Genomic DNA, 14,873 nt, shown 5'->3' on the forward strand with positions numbered 1-14,873 from the left:
CCTTGCACGAGCACCGTCAGGCTTCCTGTGAATCACCACCCGCGGCGGCCGGCTTTCTTTTTCAACGTAACGACCACCTATCGGTGCACGACGACCTTGATATCAACTTAAATTTGGATGACTTGTAGCGGAACTCAGTGGATCAGCGCCGCATGAATCAGGGAGAGGGTGCGCTCGATGAGACGGTGCGCGAATCCGAAGATCAGTATTGTGATTCCCGCGCGCAATGAAGCACGCAACCTCGAGGTGATCCTTCCGGAACTGCCCGAAGTCGACGAGGTCGTGCTGGTGGACGGACATTCGGTGGACCAGACCGTCGAGGTTGCGCGCAAAGTGCTGCCGTCGATCGTGACGCTGACGCAGACCCGCCGCGGCAAGGGAAACGCACTGGCGTGCGGTTTCGAGGCCGCCGGCGGGGACATCGTCGTGATGTTCGACGCCGACGGATCAGCCGATCCGGCGGAGATTCCTGCGTTCGTGGAGACTTTGGTGCAGGGAGCCGACTTCGCGAAGGGGTCCCGGTTCCGCCGCAACGGCGGCAGCGACGACATCACCGCGTTGCGCCGAGCCGGCAACGCCACGCTCAACAGGTTGGCCAACGTCCTGTACCGCACGAGGTTCACCGATCTTTGCTACGGCTACAACGCGTTCTGGCGAGACATCGTGCCTCAGCTCAAGTTGCCACCGACCATCGCGACCACTCCCGCCGCGGGAGGCTTTTGGGGTGACGGGTTCGAAATCGAGACCGTGCTGAGCTGCCGGGTTGTCGCCGCGGGGCTGGAGGTCGCCGAGGTACCGAGCTTCGAACGACCCCGCATCTACGGCGAGACGAACCTGCGCACATTCGCCGACGGCGCCCGGATCCTGCGCACCATCGTCGCGGAACACCGGCACTATCGCGCTCGCCTGAAACCAAGCCCGGCCGAGACCGGCGAGGTCCCTGCACAGGAGATCGCGTGATGGTGCCCGAAGCGGAAGGCGGCGAGCGCCCGCCCGCGACCTCGGTCGTCGTCTGTGCCTACACGACCGCACGGTGGGACACGATCCGCGCCGCGCTCGCCTCCGCCGCCGGGCAGATCCCGGCTCCGCTGGAGATTCTGCTCGTTGTCGACCACAATCCGGAGCTGGCCCGTCGCGCCCGCGCCGAACTGTCCGGGATCGAAGTCCTCGACAACGAAGGGCCTCGAGGCCTGTCCGGCGCCCGAAACACCGGGATCGCGCACAGCACCGGTGACGTCATCGCCTTCCTCGACGACGACGCCGCGGCCCTGCCCGGCTGGCTGGCGCAGCTGCTCGCGCCCTACACGGATCCCGATGTCGTCGCCGTGGGTGGTGCGGCTCGGCCACAGTGGCCGCCGGGGTCCGGCCGTCCCGGCTGGCTTCCCTCCGACGGGGTGCTGGACTGGGTGGTCGGCTGCACCTACGCGGGCTTGCCGACCGCACGCGCCGAAGTGCGCAACGTCATGGGTTGCACCATGTCCTTTCGCCGCACAGTGTTCGACGAGATCGGCGGTTTCTCCACCCGGGTGGGCCGCCTGGGCGCGCTCCCCCTCGGGTGCGAGGAGACCGAGTTGTGCATCCGGGCCCGCCAACGGCTGCCCCGGGCACGAATCCTGTTCGAGCCGCGTGCGGTGGTCGCGCACCAGGTCAGCGCCGACCGCTTGAGCTGGTCATACCTGCGCCGCCGCAGCTGGTCCGAGGGGGTGTCCAAAGCGGTCGTGAGCCGGTTGGCCGGTACCGGCAGCGCAGTCGCCACCGAGCGCCGCTACGTCGCCCGCGTGCTCCCGGCCGCCGTGGGACGCGAACTGGTCCGGTCCGCACGGAACCGGCGGACAGACTCGGGCAAGGCGCTCATCGGGATCGCCACCGCGCTGCTGGCCGCGGCCGGGGGCTTCGTGCGCGAGTCGGCTCGGCGAAGCGGGCCGGGGCCGGCCACCGGCGAACCCGCGCCCGCGACGGCGGTCACCGAGCTCGACGTCCGCCGAGGGGCGGCGACACTGCCGGTTCCGGCGAACCCCGAACTCGTCTATCGCGACGCGCAGGTGCTCGTACGTGACGGGCGCTGGACCTTGGACCTGCTCCGGTTGCCCGTCACCGGTCCCCGCGTGGACCTCAGCGGCCTTCACCTCGCCACTCCCCCGGCACGGCCCGAACCGGACTCTCGGACCCCGAGGGTGAGCGTCGTGGTACCGACCGCCGACCGTGCCGACGCGGTTCGGCGGTGCGTGAAGTCGTTGCTGGCGACCGGCTACCCGGACCTGGAACTGCTGCTGGTGGACAACCGGCCGCAGGCGGCCGAAGCCGCCGCGCTGGCCGAACTCGCGTCCGAGGATTCGCGCACGCGTTACCTCGCCGAACCCGAACCCGGCGTCAGCCGGGCCCGGAATACCGGCCTGGCCGCGGCGAGCGGGCAGCTGGTCGCCTTCGTCGACGACGACATCGAGGTCGACCGCTGGTGGCTCGCCAACCTGGTGGCCGAACTCGCCGACGAGGCCGTCGACTGCGCGACCAGCCTGGTGCTGCCCAGTTCACTGGACACTCCGGCTCAGCGAACGTTCGAGCAGCTGAAGGGGTTCGGGCAAGGTGTACGCCGCCAGGTGTTCGGTCCCGAGCTCGCCGGCGACGACGCGATGTACCCCTTCGCCCCGGGCCGGTTCGGTCCGGGCGGTTGCGCGCTGTGGCGCCGCTCCACCCTGGCCGGCCTCGGCGGGTTCGATCCACTGCTCGGACCGGGAACCCCCACCCGCGCGGGCGAGGATCTCGAACTTTTCCTGCGGCTAGCTCGCGCCGGTGGCTCCATCGTGTACACACCGCACGCGGTGGCCTGGCACGAGCACAGTGCGGAATGGGCACAGCTGCGCGAGCGCCTGCACGCCTACAGCGTCGGGTTGTCGGCGATGTTCGTCCGGCACCTGCTGCGCCGGCCCGAGGACCTCCGGCGGGTCGCCGCGGTGGTACCCGACCGCGCCGGCCGGATCCTCCGGACGCGCTCATCGCCGCAGGACAGCGGCTCGACCGGCCCGGGAACTCGGCTGCTGCTGGACCAGCTCACCGGCCTGGTCTCGGGTCCGGCAGCGCTCACCCGCAGCGCCTGGCGCACGAGGTCGAGGTGGCCGCGATGAGCCTGAACGAGCGGCGAGCCGTGGCCGCCCTCCTGCTCGGCCTGACTGTCACCGTGCTGCTGCTGGCTGCCTGGGAGGTCACCAGCGCGGTGCGCCTTTACGTGAATACCGCGTTCGTGCTCCTTGCCCCGGGGTGGGCGATCGTCGTCCACTTGCGGCTGGGCACCCGGGCCTTGGAGTGGATCACGGCGATCGCGATCGGCATCTCGGGGACGTTGCTGGTCGCGCAGGTCATGGTCTCGACCCATTGGTGGCATCCGACGGCGGGATTTGTGGCGGTCGCCGTGGTCACGGTGCTCGCGCTGCTCTGGCAGCTCATCGCACCCCGTACCGCGGGGACGGTGCCGTGACGAGAGTCGCCCTCGCGCTTCCCCGACTCCGGCTGTCCAGAAGCGACCTCGGAGCACCGCCGCGAGTCGCCGACGCCGGCCTCCCCGGCCGGCAGTGGCGCGACGTGCTGAGTTCGCTGCTCGCCCTTGTTGCCGCGCTGCTGTGGCTTCTGGGACTGCGCCCTGTCCTGCCCACACAGCTCGACGGCCTCGGCCTGATCACCGCGCTGTCGCCGGTGTTGCTGGCGGCCTACCCGGTGCTCCTGGCCGCGGTGGTGCTCGAACTGGTCCGGCGACGCCCGCGCCCGCGCCTGCTGGCGTGTTTCACCACGCTCGGCGTCGTGCTGGTCTACGGCCTTCAGCCGGCGAGCGAGCAGACGGCCCGGCTGACAGTCTCCTATCTGCACACGGGGTTCGCGCGCTACATAGCGGAGAACGGGCACGCGCTGCAGGGCTACGACGCGCGGTTCTCGTGGCCGGGGTTCTTCTCGTTGATCGCGTTCCTCACCAAGGCCAGCGGCCAGCCGGACGCGTCGCCTCTGTTGCAGTGGGCGCCGACAGTCTTCGCGGGGGTCGCCGTACTGGGGATGCGCGCCCTCGCGGCGGCGGTCTTCGGCAATGGGCGCGCGGGGTGGCTCGCGACCTGGGTCTTCCTTCTTGCCGAGTGGACCGAGCAGGACTACCTGTCGCCGCAGGCCGGCAGCTACCTGATCATGCTCGCCGCGCTCGCGCTGACCGTGCGATACCTGCTGCGCCCCGGCCTGGCGAGCCCTGCGCGGTCGAGGTGGGCTCGCCGTCGGCCACCCGCGAATCTGCCGCGCGAGCGCTTGGTCGCACACGGACTGATCGTGGTCTTCGCCCTGGCACTCGCGCCCACTCACCAGCTGACCCCTTTCGTGCTGGCGGGGCTGCTTCTCGTGATGGTGCTGACCCGGCGGCTGTGGCCGAGCTGGCTGCCCTGGCTGGTGCTGATACCCGCGCTGGTGTGGTTTTCGCTGGGTGCCAAGGACTTCTGGCAGGGCCAGCTGCACATGGTGGTCGGCGACTTCGGACAGGTGGGCAACTCCGTGGACCAGGGCATCACGGGCCGGTTCACCGGCGATGCCGAACGCACGGCCATCCTGTTCGTGCGCGTCGGGCTGACCGGCGTCGTCGGCGCGCTGGCCCTGGGCGGCTGGTGGGTGCGGCACCGCCGGGGTCTCCACTCGCTCCCGCTGGTCTTGCTCGCGGCCGCCCCGCTCGCGATGGTCGCGCTCCAGTCGTACGGAGGTGAGGTCTTCGTCCGCTGCTACCTGTTCGCGCTGCCGTTCGCCGCGTTGCTCGCCGCGGCCGGTCTCGACGCGGTACTCGGCGCGCGTGCGGCCCCGGGAGCGATGGCCGCGACGACGAGAGTGGAACGCCGGCTCCCCCACGTGCGGCCGGTCGTCGTCGGGCTCACGCTGACGTTGCTCGGCCTTGCGACGATCACCGCCCGGGGCGGCGGCGACGCCTACCTCAGCTACAGCCGCAGCGACGTCGCCGCGGTGGCGGACGCCTACCGGCTGGCCAAACCGGGTCAGACGATCAGCGGCCTCAGCGCCGACGCCACGCCCCTGGGCTTCGACAAGATCGGGGTGGTGTCGCAGACCTCGATCGAAGACACCTGCCCGCGGTATTTCCGAGTCGCCACCTGCGTTCAGGACGCGGCGCCGGACTACTTCGTGGTAACCCCCTCGCAGGACAACTACGGGCAGATCAACTACGGGCTCCAGGCAGGCTGGACCGACCGGCTCGTCGCCGACCTCGTTCGCGCCGGGACGTATCACGTGGTCTTCGACGAAGGCGGGAGCCGTCTCCTGGCCCGAGCAGGAGACGAGGCGCGATGAACGACACCCTTCTGGTGATCCTCACCCTCGCGCCGGCAGGCGCATTCGGTGCCATCGTCCTCACCCGCACGGTGCTGGCGGAGCGCGCCGCGGGAGAACGCGGCAGATCCCACGAACGAACGCCGCTCGTGCTCTGGCTCGACCGGGCCGGCGTGACGGTCACCGTGCTCGTCATCGCCGCGGTCCTGTTCCGCGTCGTCAACACTGTGCTCTGATCGCGTCGGCTATGCTGGCGATCAACCCGGGCTACCTGGAGGGTCGCCATCAGTTTCCCCACCCCTGGGCGCGACCAGTGCCGCTGCGGTCACCATCGTGACGCGCACACCCATCATCGTGGCGGAACCGAATGTGCGCTGTGCCCTCCTGGCGAGTGCAACCGCTTCCGCCCGCCAGGGCTGTTCGCGGATATCCTTCATCGGCTCCGCTTGCGCGGCTGACTCCTCCGGGTACGCGCAACTCGTACGCATACCGTTCCCGGCCGAACCTGAGACGGGCAGTCGCCTGACTTCACGACGACTTCAGCGTCGATCCGGGCCGCGCACCGCCGGCCGCGTTCGGTGCGCTCGCACCGGACACCTCGCCTCCGCCTGCGGTCAGCTGACGGTGAGCTTGAGGTCCATGCCGGCTTCTTTGTGGGCGTCCACCGGACAGTAGATCTCGTAACTACCGGGCTGCAGGGTGACAGTCAGATCACCCGACTGGCCGGTATTCAAGGCACTGGGCAAGGTCTGATCGGAAACGCCTGGGCCGTCGATCTCGAGTGAGTGCGCTGTTTGGCCCGCGTTGACGGCGTGGATGGTGTAGGTGCCGGGATGGAGGTTTTGAGTGGACAGGGCGATGTGGAAGTCGGTCAGAGTCGCGGTCACAGTCGTGCCCACCGGCGCGGTCGCCGAGTGCGGTGCAGAGGGGGGCCGGCTGATCGTGCTCACCGGTCCGGGCGAGCCACCACCCCCGCATGCGGTTGCCAATGCCGCAGTCATCACCAGGCCGAACGGCAGGACAACCCTGCCGACGCGGCGCGTGCCGGTGTTCCGCATGCTTACCTCCAAGCTCGGTGCAACGGGTCGTCGCAAGAGATACGAACGCGCGCTCGTGCGGGATTGCGCGAATGCGGAATACAGTCGACAGACATGCCTCGGGAGGCCGAACTGGCAGGCCCGAGCGCCTGCCGGGCAATCCCGCCGCTCGGAGGAGAAGAGGTGGGCAGGATCGGCATTCCGGTCGAGCTGCTTCCTGACGAGACGCTGCTCGCCGGCCTCGCCACCGGTGAGGCCGAGATCGCCGTGGCGTTCGTGCGCCGTTTCCAGCGGACGGTCTACGGCGTAGGGATCGCCGTGCTCGGGGACAGCAGACTGGCCGAGGACGTCGCGCAGCTCACTTTTGAACGAGCGTGGCGCCACGCCGAGATCTACGACGCCCGTCGTGGCTCGGTGCGCACCTGGCTGACCGCCATCGCGCACAACCTGGCCATCGACATGGTGCGCGCCCATCAACCGACCCCGCTGGACCCGGGCGATCTCGCCGCGCAGTTCACGGCTGTGGTGGACAGCCCCGAGCGGCTGGCGGCGGCGCACGAAGACGCTTCGGCGTTGCAGACCGGGTTGACCGCCCTGCCCGTGCCGCAGGCGCGCGCTGGTCATGGCCGGCATCTACGGCATGACCGCCCAACAGATCGCCGACACCGAACACATCCCTCTGGGCACGGCGAAAACCCGCATCCGGTCCGCGATGCGCAAGCTGCGGGGCTCGCTGGCCGCCGAACGAGTCGACCACGGCTGAGCTCCGGTGCGCCCTCGGCCCGGAACTCGCCCTGGACCTGCCTGCGGGACTGCCGAACCGGTCGTCGGGTTCGTGGCCGGGTGCGCAACCGGACGCTGTGCCGCACCTGAGGACCAAGGTTGAGGCGTCTTGACGAAATCCCTACGCCGAGCCACGGATGTTGATACTTTCCTTACCCTGGTAGTCAAGACAGCGATGCACGCTCCGGTAGGTGTCAGCACCCGCGTCATGGCTCAAAAGGTTGGTGCTCGGACGGCCGTTCCGGAGCGACACCCTCGGCGAGACCCTGCTGCCCAAGTGGCTCGCCCTGCCGATCTTCGCCAGCGACCCGCTGTCCTCGGTGGCCTACGCGACCCAGCAGATCCTGCTCATCCTCAGCATCGGCGGCCTGGCCTACCTGAGTTCGGCGCCGTGGATCGGCCTGGCCGTCGCCGTGCTCCTGACCGTCGTGGTCGTGTCCTACCGGCAGGTCGTGCGCGCCTACCCCACCGGCGGCGGGTCCTACGAAGTGGCGTCGAAGAACCTGGGCAGCTCCGCCGGCCTCGTCGTGGCGGGGGCGCTGATGGTCGACTACATCATGACCGTCGCGGTCTCGGTGGCCTCCGGCGTCGACAACGTCATCTCCGCCGTTCCCGCGCTCAACAACTACCGCATCGGCCTGGACATCGGGTTCATCGTGCTGCTGGCGGCAATGAATCTGCGCGGAATCCGCGAATCCGGCCGCACGTTCGCCATCCCGACCTACCTGTTCGTCGGCGGGGTCGTGCTGATGATCGTGCTCGGGTTCACGCAGCTGCTCACCGGGCACGCCCCGGTGGCCGCAAGCGCCGGCTACGGCATCCGGCCCGAACAAACAGGCCTGACCGGCCTGGCGCTGGCCTTTCTTCTGCTGCGTGCTTTCTCCTCCGGCTGCACGGCCCTCACCGGCGTCGAGGCCATCTCCAACGGCGTCCCCGCGTTCCGCAAACCCAAGAGCGCCAACGCCGCCCGCACGATGACCGCGATGGGTGCCATCGCCGTCATCATGTTCGGCGGCATCACCGCGCTCGCGATGATCACGCGCGTCCGGGTCGCCGAGAACACCTGCGACCTCATCGGCTTCCAGGGGAACTGCGTCAGCGACCCGCAGCGAACCGTGATCAGCCAGATCGCCGCCGCCGTCTTCGGCGGCGACCAGTCGGTGCTGTTCTACTTCCTGCAGGCCGCCACCGCGCTGATCCTGATCCTCGCGGCCAACACCGCGTTCAACGGATTCCCGTCGCTGGCCTCGATCCTCGCCCAGGACTGGCACCTGCCCCGGCAGTTGCACACCCGCGGCGATCGGCTCGCGTTCTCCAACGGCATCATCGCGCTCGCGCTGGTCGCCGGGGTGCTGATCTTCGCGTTCGACGGCTCGACGACCCGGCTGATCCAGCTCTACATCCTCGGCGTCTTCACCTCCTTCACGCTGTGCCAGGCGGGTATGGTCCGGCATTGGAACCGCGAACTCGCCACCGCGACCGAGACCCGGCAGCGCCGGGCGATCCAGCGTTCGCGGCTGATCAACGCCGTCGGCGCGACGCTGACCGCGATCGTGCTCGTCGTCGTCCTGATCACGAAGTTCACCCACGGCGCCTACCTGGTCGTCATCGCGATACCGGTGCTGTGGGTGATGATGCGCGCCATCCACCGCCACTACCGCGACGTCCGCGAAGAGCTCCAGGCGGACGACGAGAGCGGGTTGTTGCCCAGCCGCGTCCAGGCGATCGTGCTGGTGTCCACTTTGAACAAACCCAGTCAGCGCGCGATCGCCTTCGCCCGTGCGACGCGGCCCGACACCGTCACCGCGATCACGGTGGACGTCGACGACGCCGACACCCGCACGTTGCAACGGGAATGGGAGCAACGGGGCATGAAGATCCCGCTCAAGGTGCTCGAGTCGCCCTACCGCGAGATCACTCGCCCGGTGGTCGCCTACGTCGAGAACCTCCGCCGCGCCGGCCCGCGCGACGTCGTCTGCGTCTACATTCCCGAATACGTGGTCGGCCGCTGGTGGGAGAACATCCTGCACAACCAGAGCTCGTTGCGGCTCAAGGGGCGGCTGCTGTTCGAACCCGGAGTCATGGTCACCAGCGTGCCCTGGCAGCTGCACTCGACCAGCCGCCGCGACCTCCATCGCGTCCGCACCCTCCCCGGCGACACCCGCCGCGGCATCACCCCGCAGCGCCGCTGACAAGGACGACGCGACTTCGCATCGGGCGATCACCGCCAGCTCGCTGCCGAGCCGGTGTGGGGTGCGAGGTCAGGTGGCGTCCGGGTCGACCGGGGGCCGTTCACCCGGCTTCAACGGCGATCTGGCGGTGGCCACCGGGCCCGCGGGCGCGGTGTTGGTGGCAGCCGCTGAGTGTGGCTCGGTGAACGCGTCGTCGAGCAGGTAACGCCCGAGCGCGGTCTTCGGGTCGAATGTGCGCAGCGCTTGCAGCTCCTGCAGCGGTTTACGCAGCTGCTGGAGCTCCGGGCCCAGTTCAGCACGGAACTGGTCTTGGGCGCCCGTGGCGAAACTGCGGATCTTGTGGATCGTCCGAGCGAGCCAGCGGGCTGTCTCCGGCAGCCGTTCGGGGCCGAGGATGAACAGCGCGGCGATCAACAGGACCGACAGGTGCTCCAGGTTGAGACCGAACATGCCACGCTCCCTCACACCCGCCGCGGTGCTGTTGCCCGCCATGGTAAGGGGGATACTGTGGAATTCCTGTGATCATTCGCAGATACTGCGAATGAGACCGGTTACATGCCTTGCGTGGTGGCATCACGTGACCTCGTGTCCGTGCCGGGTCAGGCTCGTGCGCAGAACCTGACCGATAGCGCGGTCGTCGTCGACCACAAGGACTCGGCCGTGCCCGAGAATATCCGCGTTTCCCGATTCCGGGGTGAAGCGCGATCATTTTGCCTGGCACTAACCTGAGCGGACTGTTCGTTTGCCTGGGCAGACGGCGAAATCGGTTCACATTCGCCGGGCAATGCGTTTGATCGGCACGTGCCGGCCGGATCACCGGCGCGGTGCCGCGGCAGCCCGATCACGTCGCGGGTGGCGGCACTCCCAGGCGTAGACAGCAAAAACGAAGATCCAATCGGCGCAAGCGGCGGCACAAAGCCTGCCCCAATGTCGCGCTGTCTCCCGCGCGCGAGGGGCGCCGCCCGGTAAATTATCGAAGGCTTGACAGCCGGGCGTCGCTCACCACTAGGCTGGATTCCGGATATCAAAACAGATCTTCTTGAGCAGCCGGCTCCGATCTCCCGCATCGCGCGGGGGACATATCAAGAACGTCTTCGCAGGAATTTCTGGGTTGGCGGGGGGTTCAGTCACATGAGACACGGTTCGGCACCGCGAAGACTCGGGCGACGCCAGCGCCGCCCGAGAGCGCGCGACAGCTTTCACGGCACGGCCCAGCGCAATGCGCCGGCCATCGAGCCCGAGCGCGCTGCCCGACACCCGGCGGCGCCGGCGTCTCGACTTGCCGCCGCTCCTTCCACGATCTCGGCGCCGGCTCCCCGCCACGGGCCCGGTTCCGCATCGTACGGACGAGCACGGGATTGTTGCCGGTGTCGCACGATGCGTACCTGCATCCGGCGATCACATCGCTGTGCCGATGACGCGAGTTCCACAGCCGGACACTTCACGCGTCCTTGCTGCCGCAGAACGCGCCGGTGTACGGCCACCCGTGTTCCCTCCCCAGCTCCGACAGCAGTCCAGGCCAGTGCGGATCGCGCGCATGAGTCAGGCCGGCTTGTCGCGCAGACCGCTCTGATTCCTGCTGATTCAAGAGGTTCACCAAATGGGAAACTCCCACGGCGTCCTGACCGCTGAGCCGGCGCACAATCCGACCACGCTCGCCGAATGCGAGCGGCTCTACGCCGAGGTGCTCACCGGCATCGTGGACACCGACCACGTAGCGGCCGACAGCAACTTCTTCGACGACCTCGGCGCCGACTCCATGCTCATGGCCCGCTTCTGCGCACGAGTACGCAAACGCCCCGAACTGCCCTCGGTATCGATGCCGGACATCTACCAGCACCCGACAATTCGGTCCCTCGCAGCGGCCCTCACCACCACGCCTGCCTCGCAGCCGGCAACCACGCTCGCCGAATGCGAGCGGCTCTACGCCGAGATACTCGCCGGCATCGTGGACACCGACCACATCGCGGCCGACAGCAACTTCTTCGACGACCTCGGCGCCGACTCCATGCTCATGGCCCGCTTCTGCGCACGAGTACGCAAACGCCCCGAACTGCCCTCGGTATCGATGCCGGACATCTACCAGCACCCGACAATTCAGACTCTTGCATCGGCCCTCACCACGACAACCGGCACCGAACCCGCACCTGCCTCGCAGCCGGCAACTCCGGCAGTTTCCCCTGACCCACCGAGATCCGCTCGCAAGGGCAAGTTCGTCCTCTGCGGGGCGCTGCAACTCCTGTTCCTTCTCGGCTATCCCGCCCTCACCGCGGCCCTCTGGGTGACGGGCTTCTACTGGGTCTCGGCCAGCCCGAACCTGGTCGACGTCTACCTGCGTTCCGTCGCGTTCGGCGGTGCGATGTTCTTCGGCCTGTGCACCGTCCCGATCCTCGTCAAGTGGGTGCTCATCGGCCGGTGGAAGCCTCAGGAGATCCGCGTCTGGAGCCTGGCGTACGTCCGCTTTTGGCTCGTCAAAACGCTGATCCAGCGGAACCCGATGATGTTGTTCGTCGGTTCGCCCCTCTACGCGCTCTACCTGAGGGCACTGGGCGCGAAGATCGGGCGCGGCGCCGTCATCTTCTCCAGGAACCTGCCCGCGTGCACCGACCTGCTCAGCATCGGCGACGGCGCGGTGATCCGGAAAGACTCGTTCTTCAACGGCTACCGAGCTCACGACGGCGTCATCCAGACGGGTGCAGTGAGCATCGGCAAGGACGCGCTCGTCGGCGAGGCGACGGTGCTCGACATCCGGACCTCGATGGGTGACGGGGCCCAGCTCGGGCACTCGTCCGCTCTGCACGTGGGTCAGGCAATACCCACCGGGGAGCGCTGGATCGGCTCACCCGCGCAGCGGGCCGTGAAGACGACCCAGATGACGGTCACAACACGCGACGTGGGCGCAGGACGACGGGTGGTCTTCTCGGCCGTGCAGCTGGCGAACCTGCTCCTGCTGGGCCTGCCGCTGACGTTCGGCATCGCGGACTTCGCGATCCCGCGGGTTCCGGAGTTCGGCCCGCTGCTGGACTCGGCACCGGTGTCGCTCACGACCTGGACGTTCTTCCGTGACGCGCTGGTTGTCTCCGCCGTGCTCTTCTTCGGCGCCATGCTCGTCGGCCTCGTGCTGGTGGGAACGGTTCCGCGCGTGCTGAACCTGTTCATCAAGCCGGACAAGGTCTATCCGCTGTACGGATTCCACTACTGGGTTCAACGCGCGATCACCCGCACGACCAACATCAGGTTCTACACGACTCTCTTCGGCGGAACTTCCTACATCATCTACTACCTGCGTTGGCTGGGCTACCGCCTCCGCGGGGTGCGGCAAACCGGTTCGAACTTCGGCGAAATGGTCAAGCACGACACCCCGTTCCTCAGCGCGGCCGGCAGCGGAACGATGGTCGCGGACGGGCTGTCCATCATCAACGCCGATTTCTCGAGCACCTCCTTCCGCCTGTCCCAGGCGTCGATCGGGCCGGACAACTTCCTGGGAAACATGATCGCCTACCCCCCGCAGAGCAAGGCGGGCGACAACTGCCTCCTCGCAACGAAGGTCATGGTGCCCCTCGACGGACAGGTGCGGAAAGGCGTGGGCCTGCTCGGCTCGCCCAGCTTCGAGATCCCACGATCGGTCAAGCGCGACAGGGATCTCGACGTGAGCAGCGCAGACGAGCTGCGCCGCGGCCTCAGGGCCAAGACCGTCTACAACACCATCAGCATGGCGCTGTTCCTGCTGGTGCGCTGGACCTTCTTCGTGTCCGTCGTCGTGGTCTACCTGGCCGCGGTCAACCTCCTGCACTTCGTGGGTTCGCTCGCACTCGCGGTCGCACTGGCCACCGCGGTGATCATCGTTTTCACGGTCGCCTACAACGTCGTGATCGACCGGCTGTTCCGGCCGCTGCAGGCCTTGGTGCCGCAGGGCTGCTCGATCTACGACCGCGCTTTCTGGCGGCACGAACGTTTCTGGAAAGTCAGTTCCCTCACCTATGTCCTCGCCTTCAACGGCACCCCGTTCAAGAACGTGATCTGGCGGCTGCTGGGCATGCGGGTCGGCCGCCGGGTCTTCGACGACGGCCTCCGCGTGCCCGAGCGGACGTTCACCACGATCGGTGACGACTGCACTCTCAACGCGGACACCATCGTCCAAACCCACTCGCAGGAGGACGGCGGATTCAAGTCGGACCGCACCACGATCGGTGCCGACTGCACCCTCGAGGTCGGCGCCTTCGTCCACTATGGCGTGACGACCGGCGACGGCGCCGTGCTCGCCACCGGCTCCTTCCTCATGAAGGGCGAGGAAATGCCACCGAACACACGGTGGGGCGGAAACCCCGCCACAGAGATGCACGAGCAACCGGGCGATCCACAGGTCCGAAAGACCAGCGAGGACAACGGCACCGCCGTAGTCGCGCGGTGTCCTTAAAGGACATTGCCGAGCCACCACGCCCGGACAGCTGAAGTCGTCCTCCGGTCGGAACTGAAGGGAGATCGAGATGTCGTCCTCGTCATCATTGCTGCTGGACGTGGATCTGCAGCCCGGCAGGGTGCCGATGCTGCGAGCCGGGACCACCGGCGACGGACCGAACTGGGCGGCCGGGCACCGCGACGCCTTGCGCGCCGTCGTCGCCGAGCACGGTGCGGTCCTGGTCCGCGGTCTCGGGCTGCGCGATGCGGCCGAGGTCACCGAGGTGTTCCGCGGGCTGGCCACCGCGGGCCTGATGACCGAGAGAGAGGCGTTCGCGGAGCGGCAGACCTACGCCGACGGCGTGTACTCCTCGTCGAAGTGGCCACCGAACCAGCCGATGTGCATGCACCACGAACTGAGCTACCGCCTCGAGTTTCCCGGCCTGATGCTGTTCGCGTGCCTGTCCGCGCCCGCCGAGGGCGGGGCAACCGGGGTGGCGGACTCGACCGCCGTGCTCGACGCGCTGCCCGGTGACCTCGTCGAACGGCTCGAGCGGGAGGGCTGGATGCTCGTCCGCAACTACAACGAGGAGATCGGCGCGTCGCTCGCCGAGGCGCTCGGCACCGAGGACCGCGGCGCGGTCGAGAGCTACTGCCGCGCCAATGCCATCGAGTTCGAGTGGCAGCCCGACGGCGGGCTGCGCACCTGGCAGCGCCGCAGCGCGGTGGTGCGGCACCCGGTCACCGGCCGGCGTTGCTGGTTCAACCAGATCGCCTTCCTCAACGAGTGGACGCTCGACCCCGAGGTGCGCGAGTTCCTGGTCGACACCTACGGCACCGACGGGCTGCCGTTCACCACCCGCTTCGGCGGCGGCGACCCGATAGGCGAGGACGTCGTGCAGCTGCTCAACGAGGTGTACGAGGCCAACACCATGCGGGAGCCCTGGCAGGCGGGCGATCTGATGCTCGTCGACAACATCCGCAGCGCGCACAGCAGGGAGCCCTTCACCGGACCGCGCGAAGTCCTGGTCGGGATGGCGGACCCGGTTCACCTGGCCGACTGCTCGCCGACCGTCGAGATCGACGTCGGATGACCACGTCGGCACTGCGCGCCGGCCGGTCGGATGCGCACCGAGGTGTTGCCGACTTCCGGTGTCCGGCACCCGGG

The 14,873-nt window shown here is 68.3% G+C and carries 11 protein-coding genes and 1 pseudogene; 10 read left to right on the plus strand and 2 right to left on the minus strand.

What is annotated here, in order from left to right:
* Nucleotides 1-177 precede the first annotated feature (177 nt).
* Genes ACFY1H_RS24135 through ACFY1H_RS24155 form a run of 5 tightly spaced genes read left to right on the plus strand, consistent with a single transcriptional unit; the run spans nucleotide 178 to nucleotide 5,531 of the window.
* Nucleotides 178-960: a glycosyltransferase family 2 protein gene (locus ACFY1H_RS24135; protein ID WP_386949740.1), complete on the plus strand. Its 783-nt coding sequence runs from the start codon at nucleotides 178-180 to the stop codon at nucleotides 958-960.
* On the plus strand, nucleotides 960-3,122 hold the full coding sequence (locus ACFY1H_RS24140; RefSeq protein WP_386949743.1) for a glycosyltransferase: 2,163 nt from the start codon (nucleotides 960-962) through the stop codon (nucleotides 3,120-3,122). The genes ACFY1H_RS24135 and ACFY1H_RS24140 overlap by 1 nt, the downstream gene beginning before the upstream one ends.
* Nucleotides 3,119-3,472: a hypothetical protein gene (locus tag ACFY1H_RS24145; protein ID WP_386949746.1), complete on the plus strand. Its 354-nt coding sequence runs from the start codon at nucleotides 3,119-3,121 to the stop codon at nucleotides 3,470-3,472. Before ACFY1H_RS24140 ends, ACFY1H_RS24145 begins: the two co-directional genes overlap by 4 nt.
* Complete coding sequence (locus ACFY1H_RS24150; protein ID WP_366581373.1) at nucleotides 3,469-5,316, plus strand: hypothetical protein; 1,848 nt, start codon at nucleotides 3,469-3,471, stop codon at nucleotides 5,314-5,316. Before ACFY1H_RS24145 ends, ACFY1H_RS24150 begins: the two co-directional genes overlap by 4 nt.
* Nucleotides 5,313-5,531 carry a hypothetical protein gene (locus ACFY1H_RS24155; RefSeq protein WP_366581371.1) on the plus strand — a complete coding sequence of 73 codons (219 nt, stop codon included), beginning with the start codon at nucleotides 5,313-5,315 and terminating at the stop codon, nucleotides 5,529-5,531. Before ACFY1H_RS24150 ends, ACFY1H_RS24155 begins: the two co-directional genes overlap by 4 nt.
* Before the next feature lie 378 nt (nucleotides 5,532-5,909).
* Here ACFY1H_RS24155 and ACFY1H_RS24160 read toward each other — a convergent pair whose 3' ends face one another.
* A complete protein-coding gene (locus ACFY1H_RS24160; protein ID WP_386949750.1) occupies nucleotides 5,910-6,353 on the minus strand; it encodes a hypothetical protein in 444 nt (147 codons plus the stop codon).
* 93 nt (nucleotides 6,354-6,446) lie between these two features.
* On the opposite strand from ACFY1H_RS24160, the pseudogene ACFY1H_RS24165 reads away from it, so the two are divergent.
* The 3 genes and pseudogenes from ACFY1H_RS24165 to ACFY1H_RS24175 all read left to right on the plus strand — a co-directional run.
* A pseudogene (locus tag ACFY1H_RS24165) lies at nucleotides 6,447-6,935 on the plus strand (RNA polymerase sigma factor); the annotation flags it as partial.
* 37 nt (nucleotides 6,936-6,972) lie between these two features.
* Complete coding sequence (locus tag ACFY1H_RS24170) at nucleotides 6,973-7,095, plus strand: hypothetical protein (protein WP_386950511.1); 123 nt, start codon at nucleotides 6,973-6,975, stop codon at nucleotides 7,093-7,095.
* Nucleotides 7,096-7,306: 211 nt separating this feature from the next.
* Nucleotides 7,307-9,307 carry an APC family permease gene (locus ACFY1H_RS24175; protein WP_386949753.1) on the plus strand — a complete coding sequence of 667 codons (2,001 nt, stop codon included), beginning with the start codon at nucleotides 7,307-7,309 and terminating at the stop codon, nucleotides 9,305-9,307.
* A 69-nt stretch (nucleotides 9,308-9,376) separates the two neighbouring features.
* Here ACFY1H_RS24175 and ACFY1H_RS24180 read toward each other — a convergent pair whose 3' ends face one another.
* The gene (locus ACFY1H_RS24180) at nucleotides 9,377-9,757 is read right to left on the minus strand and encodes a twin-arginine translocase TatA/TatE family subunit (protein ID WP_386949756.1); all 381 of its coding nucleotides are present in this window, start codon (nucleotides 9,755-9,757) and stop codon (nucleotides 9,377-9,379) included.
* A 1,150-nt stretch (nucleotides 9,758-10,907) separates the two neighbouring features.
* On the opposite strand from ACFY1H_RS24180, the gene ACFY1H_RS24185 reads away from it, so the two are divergent.
* Both ACFY1H_RS24185 and ACFY1H_RS24190 read left to right on the plus strand, forming a co-directional pair.
* Complete coding sequence (locus ACFY1H_RS24185) at nucleotides 10,908-13,724, plus strand: Pls/PosA family non-ribosomal peptide synthetase (RefSeq protein ID WP_386949759.1); 2,817 nt, start codon at nucleotides 10,908-10,910, stop codon at nucleotides 13,722-13,724.
* A gap of 70 nt (nucleotides 13,725-13,794) precedes the next feature.
* Nucleotides 13,795-14,799, plus strand: a complete 1,005-nt coding sequence (locus ACFY1H_RS24190; protein WP_366581357.1) for a TauD/TfdA family dioxygenase — start codon at nucleotides 13,795-13,797, stop codon at nucleotides 14,797-14,799.
* Nucleotides 14,800-14,873 lie beyond the last annotated feature (74 nt).

Source organism: Amycolatopsis sp. NPDC001319 (assembly GCF_042896185.1).
In the GTDB taxonomy this organism is placed as follows: Bacteria; Actinomycetota; Actinomycetes; order Mycobacteriales; family Pseudonocardiaceae; genus Amycolatopsis.

Coding starts and splice junctions, on each gene's coding strand:
- ACFY1H_RS24135 (WP_386949740.1), top strand. CDS start 178: ATGAGACGGTGCGCGAATCCGAAGATCAGTATTGTGATTCCCGCGCGC.
- ACFY1H_RS24140 (WP_386949743.1), top strand. CDS start 960: ATGGTGCCCGAAGCGGAAGGCGGCGAGCGCCCGCCCGCGACCTCGGTC.
- ACFY1H_RS24145 (WP_386949746.1), top strand. CDS start 3,119: ATGAGCCTGAACGAGCGGCGAGCCGTGGCCGCCCTCCTGCTCGGCCTG.
- ACFY1H_RS24155 (WP_366581371.1), top strand. CDS start 5,313: ATGAACGACACCCTTCTGGTGATCCTCACCCTCGCGCCGGCAGGCGCA.
- ACFY1H_RS24160 (WP_386949750.1), bottom strand. CDS start 6,353: ATGCGGAACACCGGCACGCGCCGCGTCGGCAGGGTTGTCCTGCCGTTC.
- ACFY1H_RS24170 (WP_386950511.1), top strand. CDS start 6,973: ATGACCGCCCAACAGATCGCCGACACCGAACACATCCCTCTGGGCACG.
- ACFY1H_RS24180 (WP_386949756.1), bottom strand. CDS start 9,757: ATGTTCGGTCTCAACCTGGAGCACCTGTCGGTCCTGTTGATCGCCGCG.
- ACFY1H_RS24185 (WP_386949759.1), top strand. CDS start 10,908: ATGGGAAACTCCCACGGCGTCCTGACCGCTGAGCCGGCGCACAATCCG.
- ACFY1H_RS24190 (WP_366581357.1), top strand. CDS start 13,795: ATGTCGTCCTCGTCATCATTGCTGCTGGACGTGGATCTGCAGCCCGGC.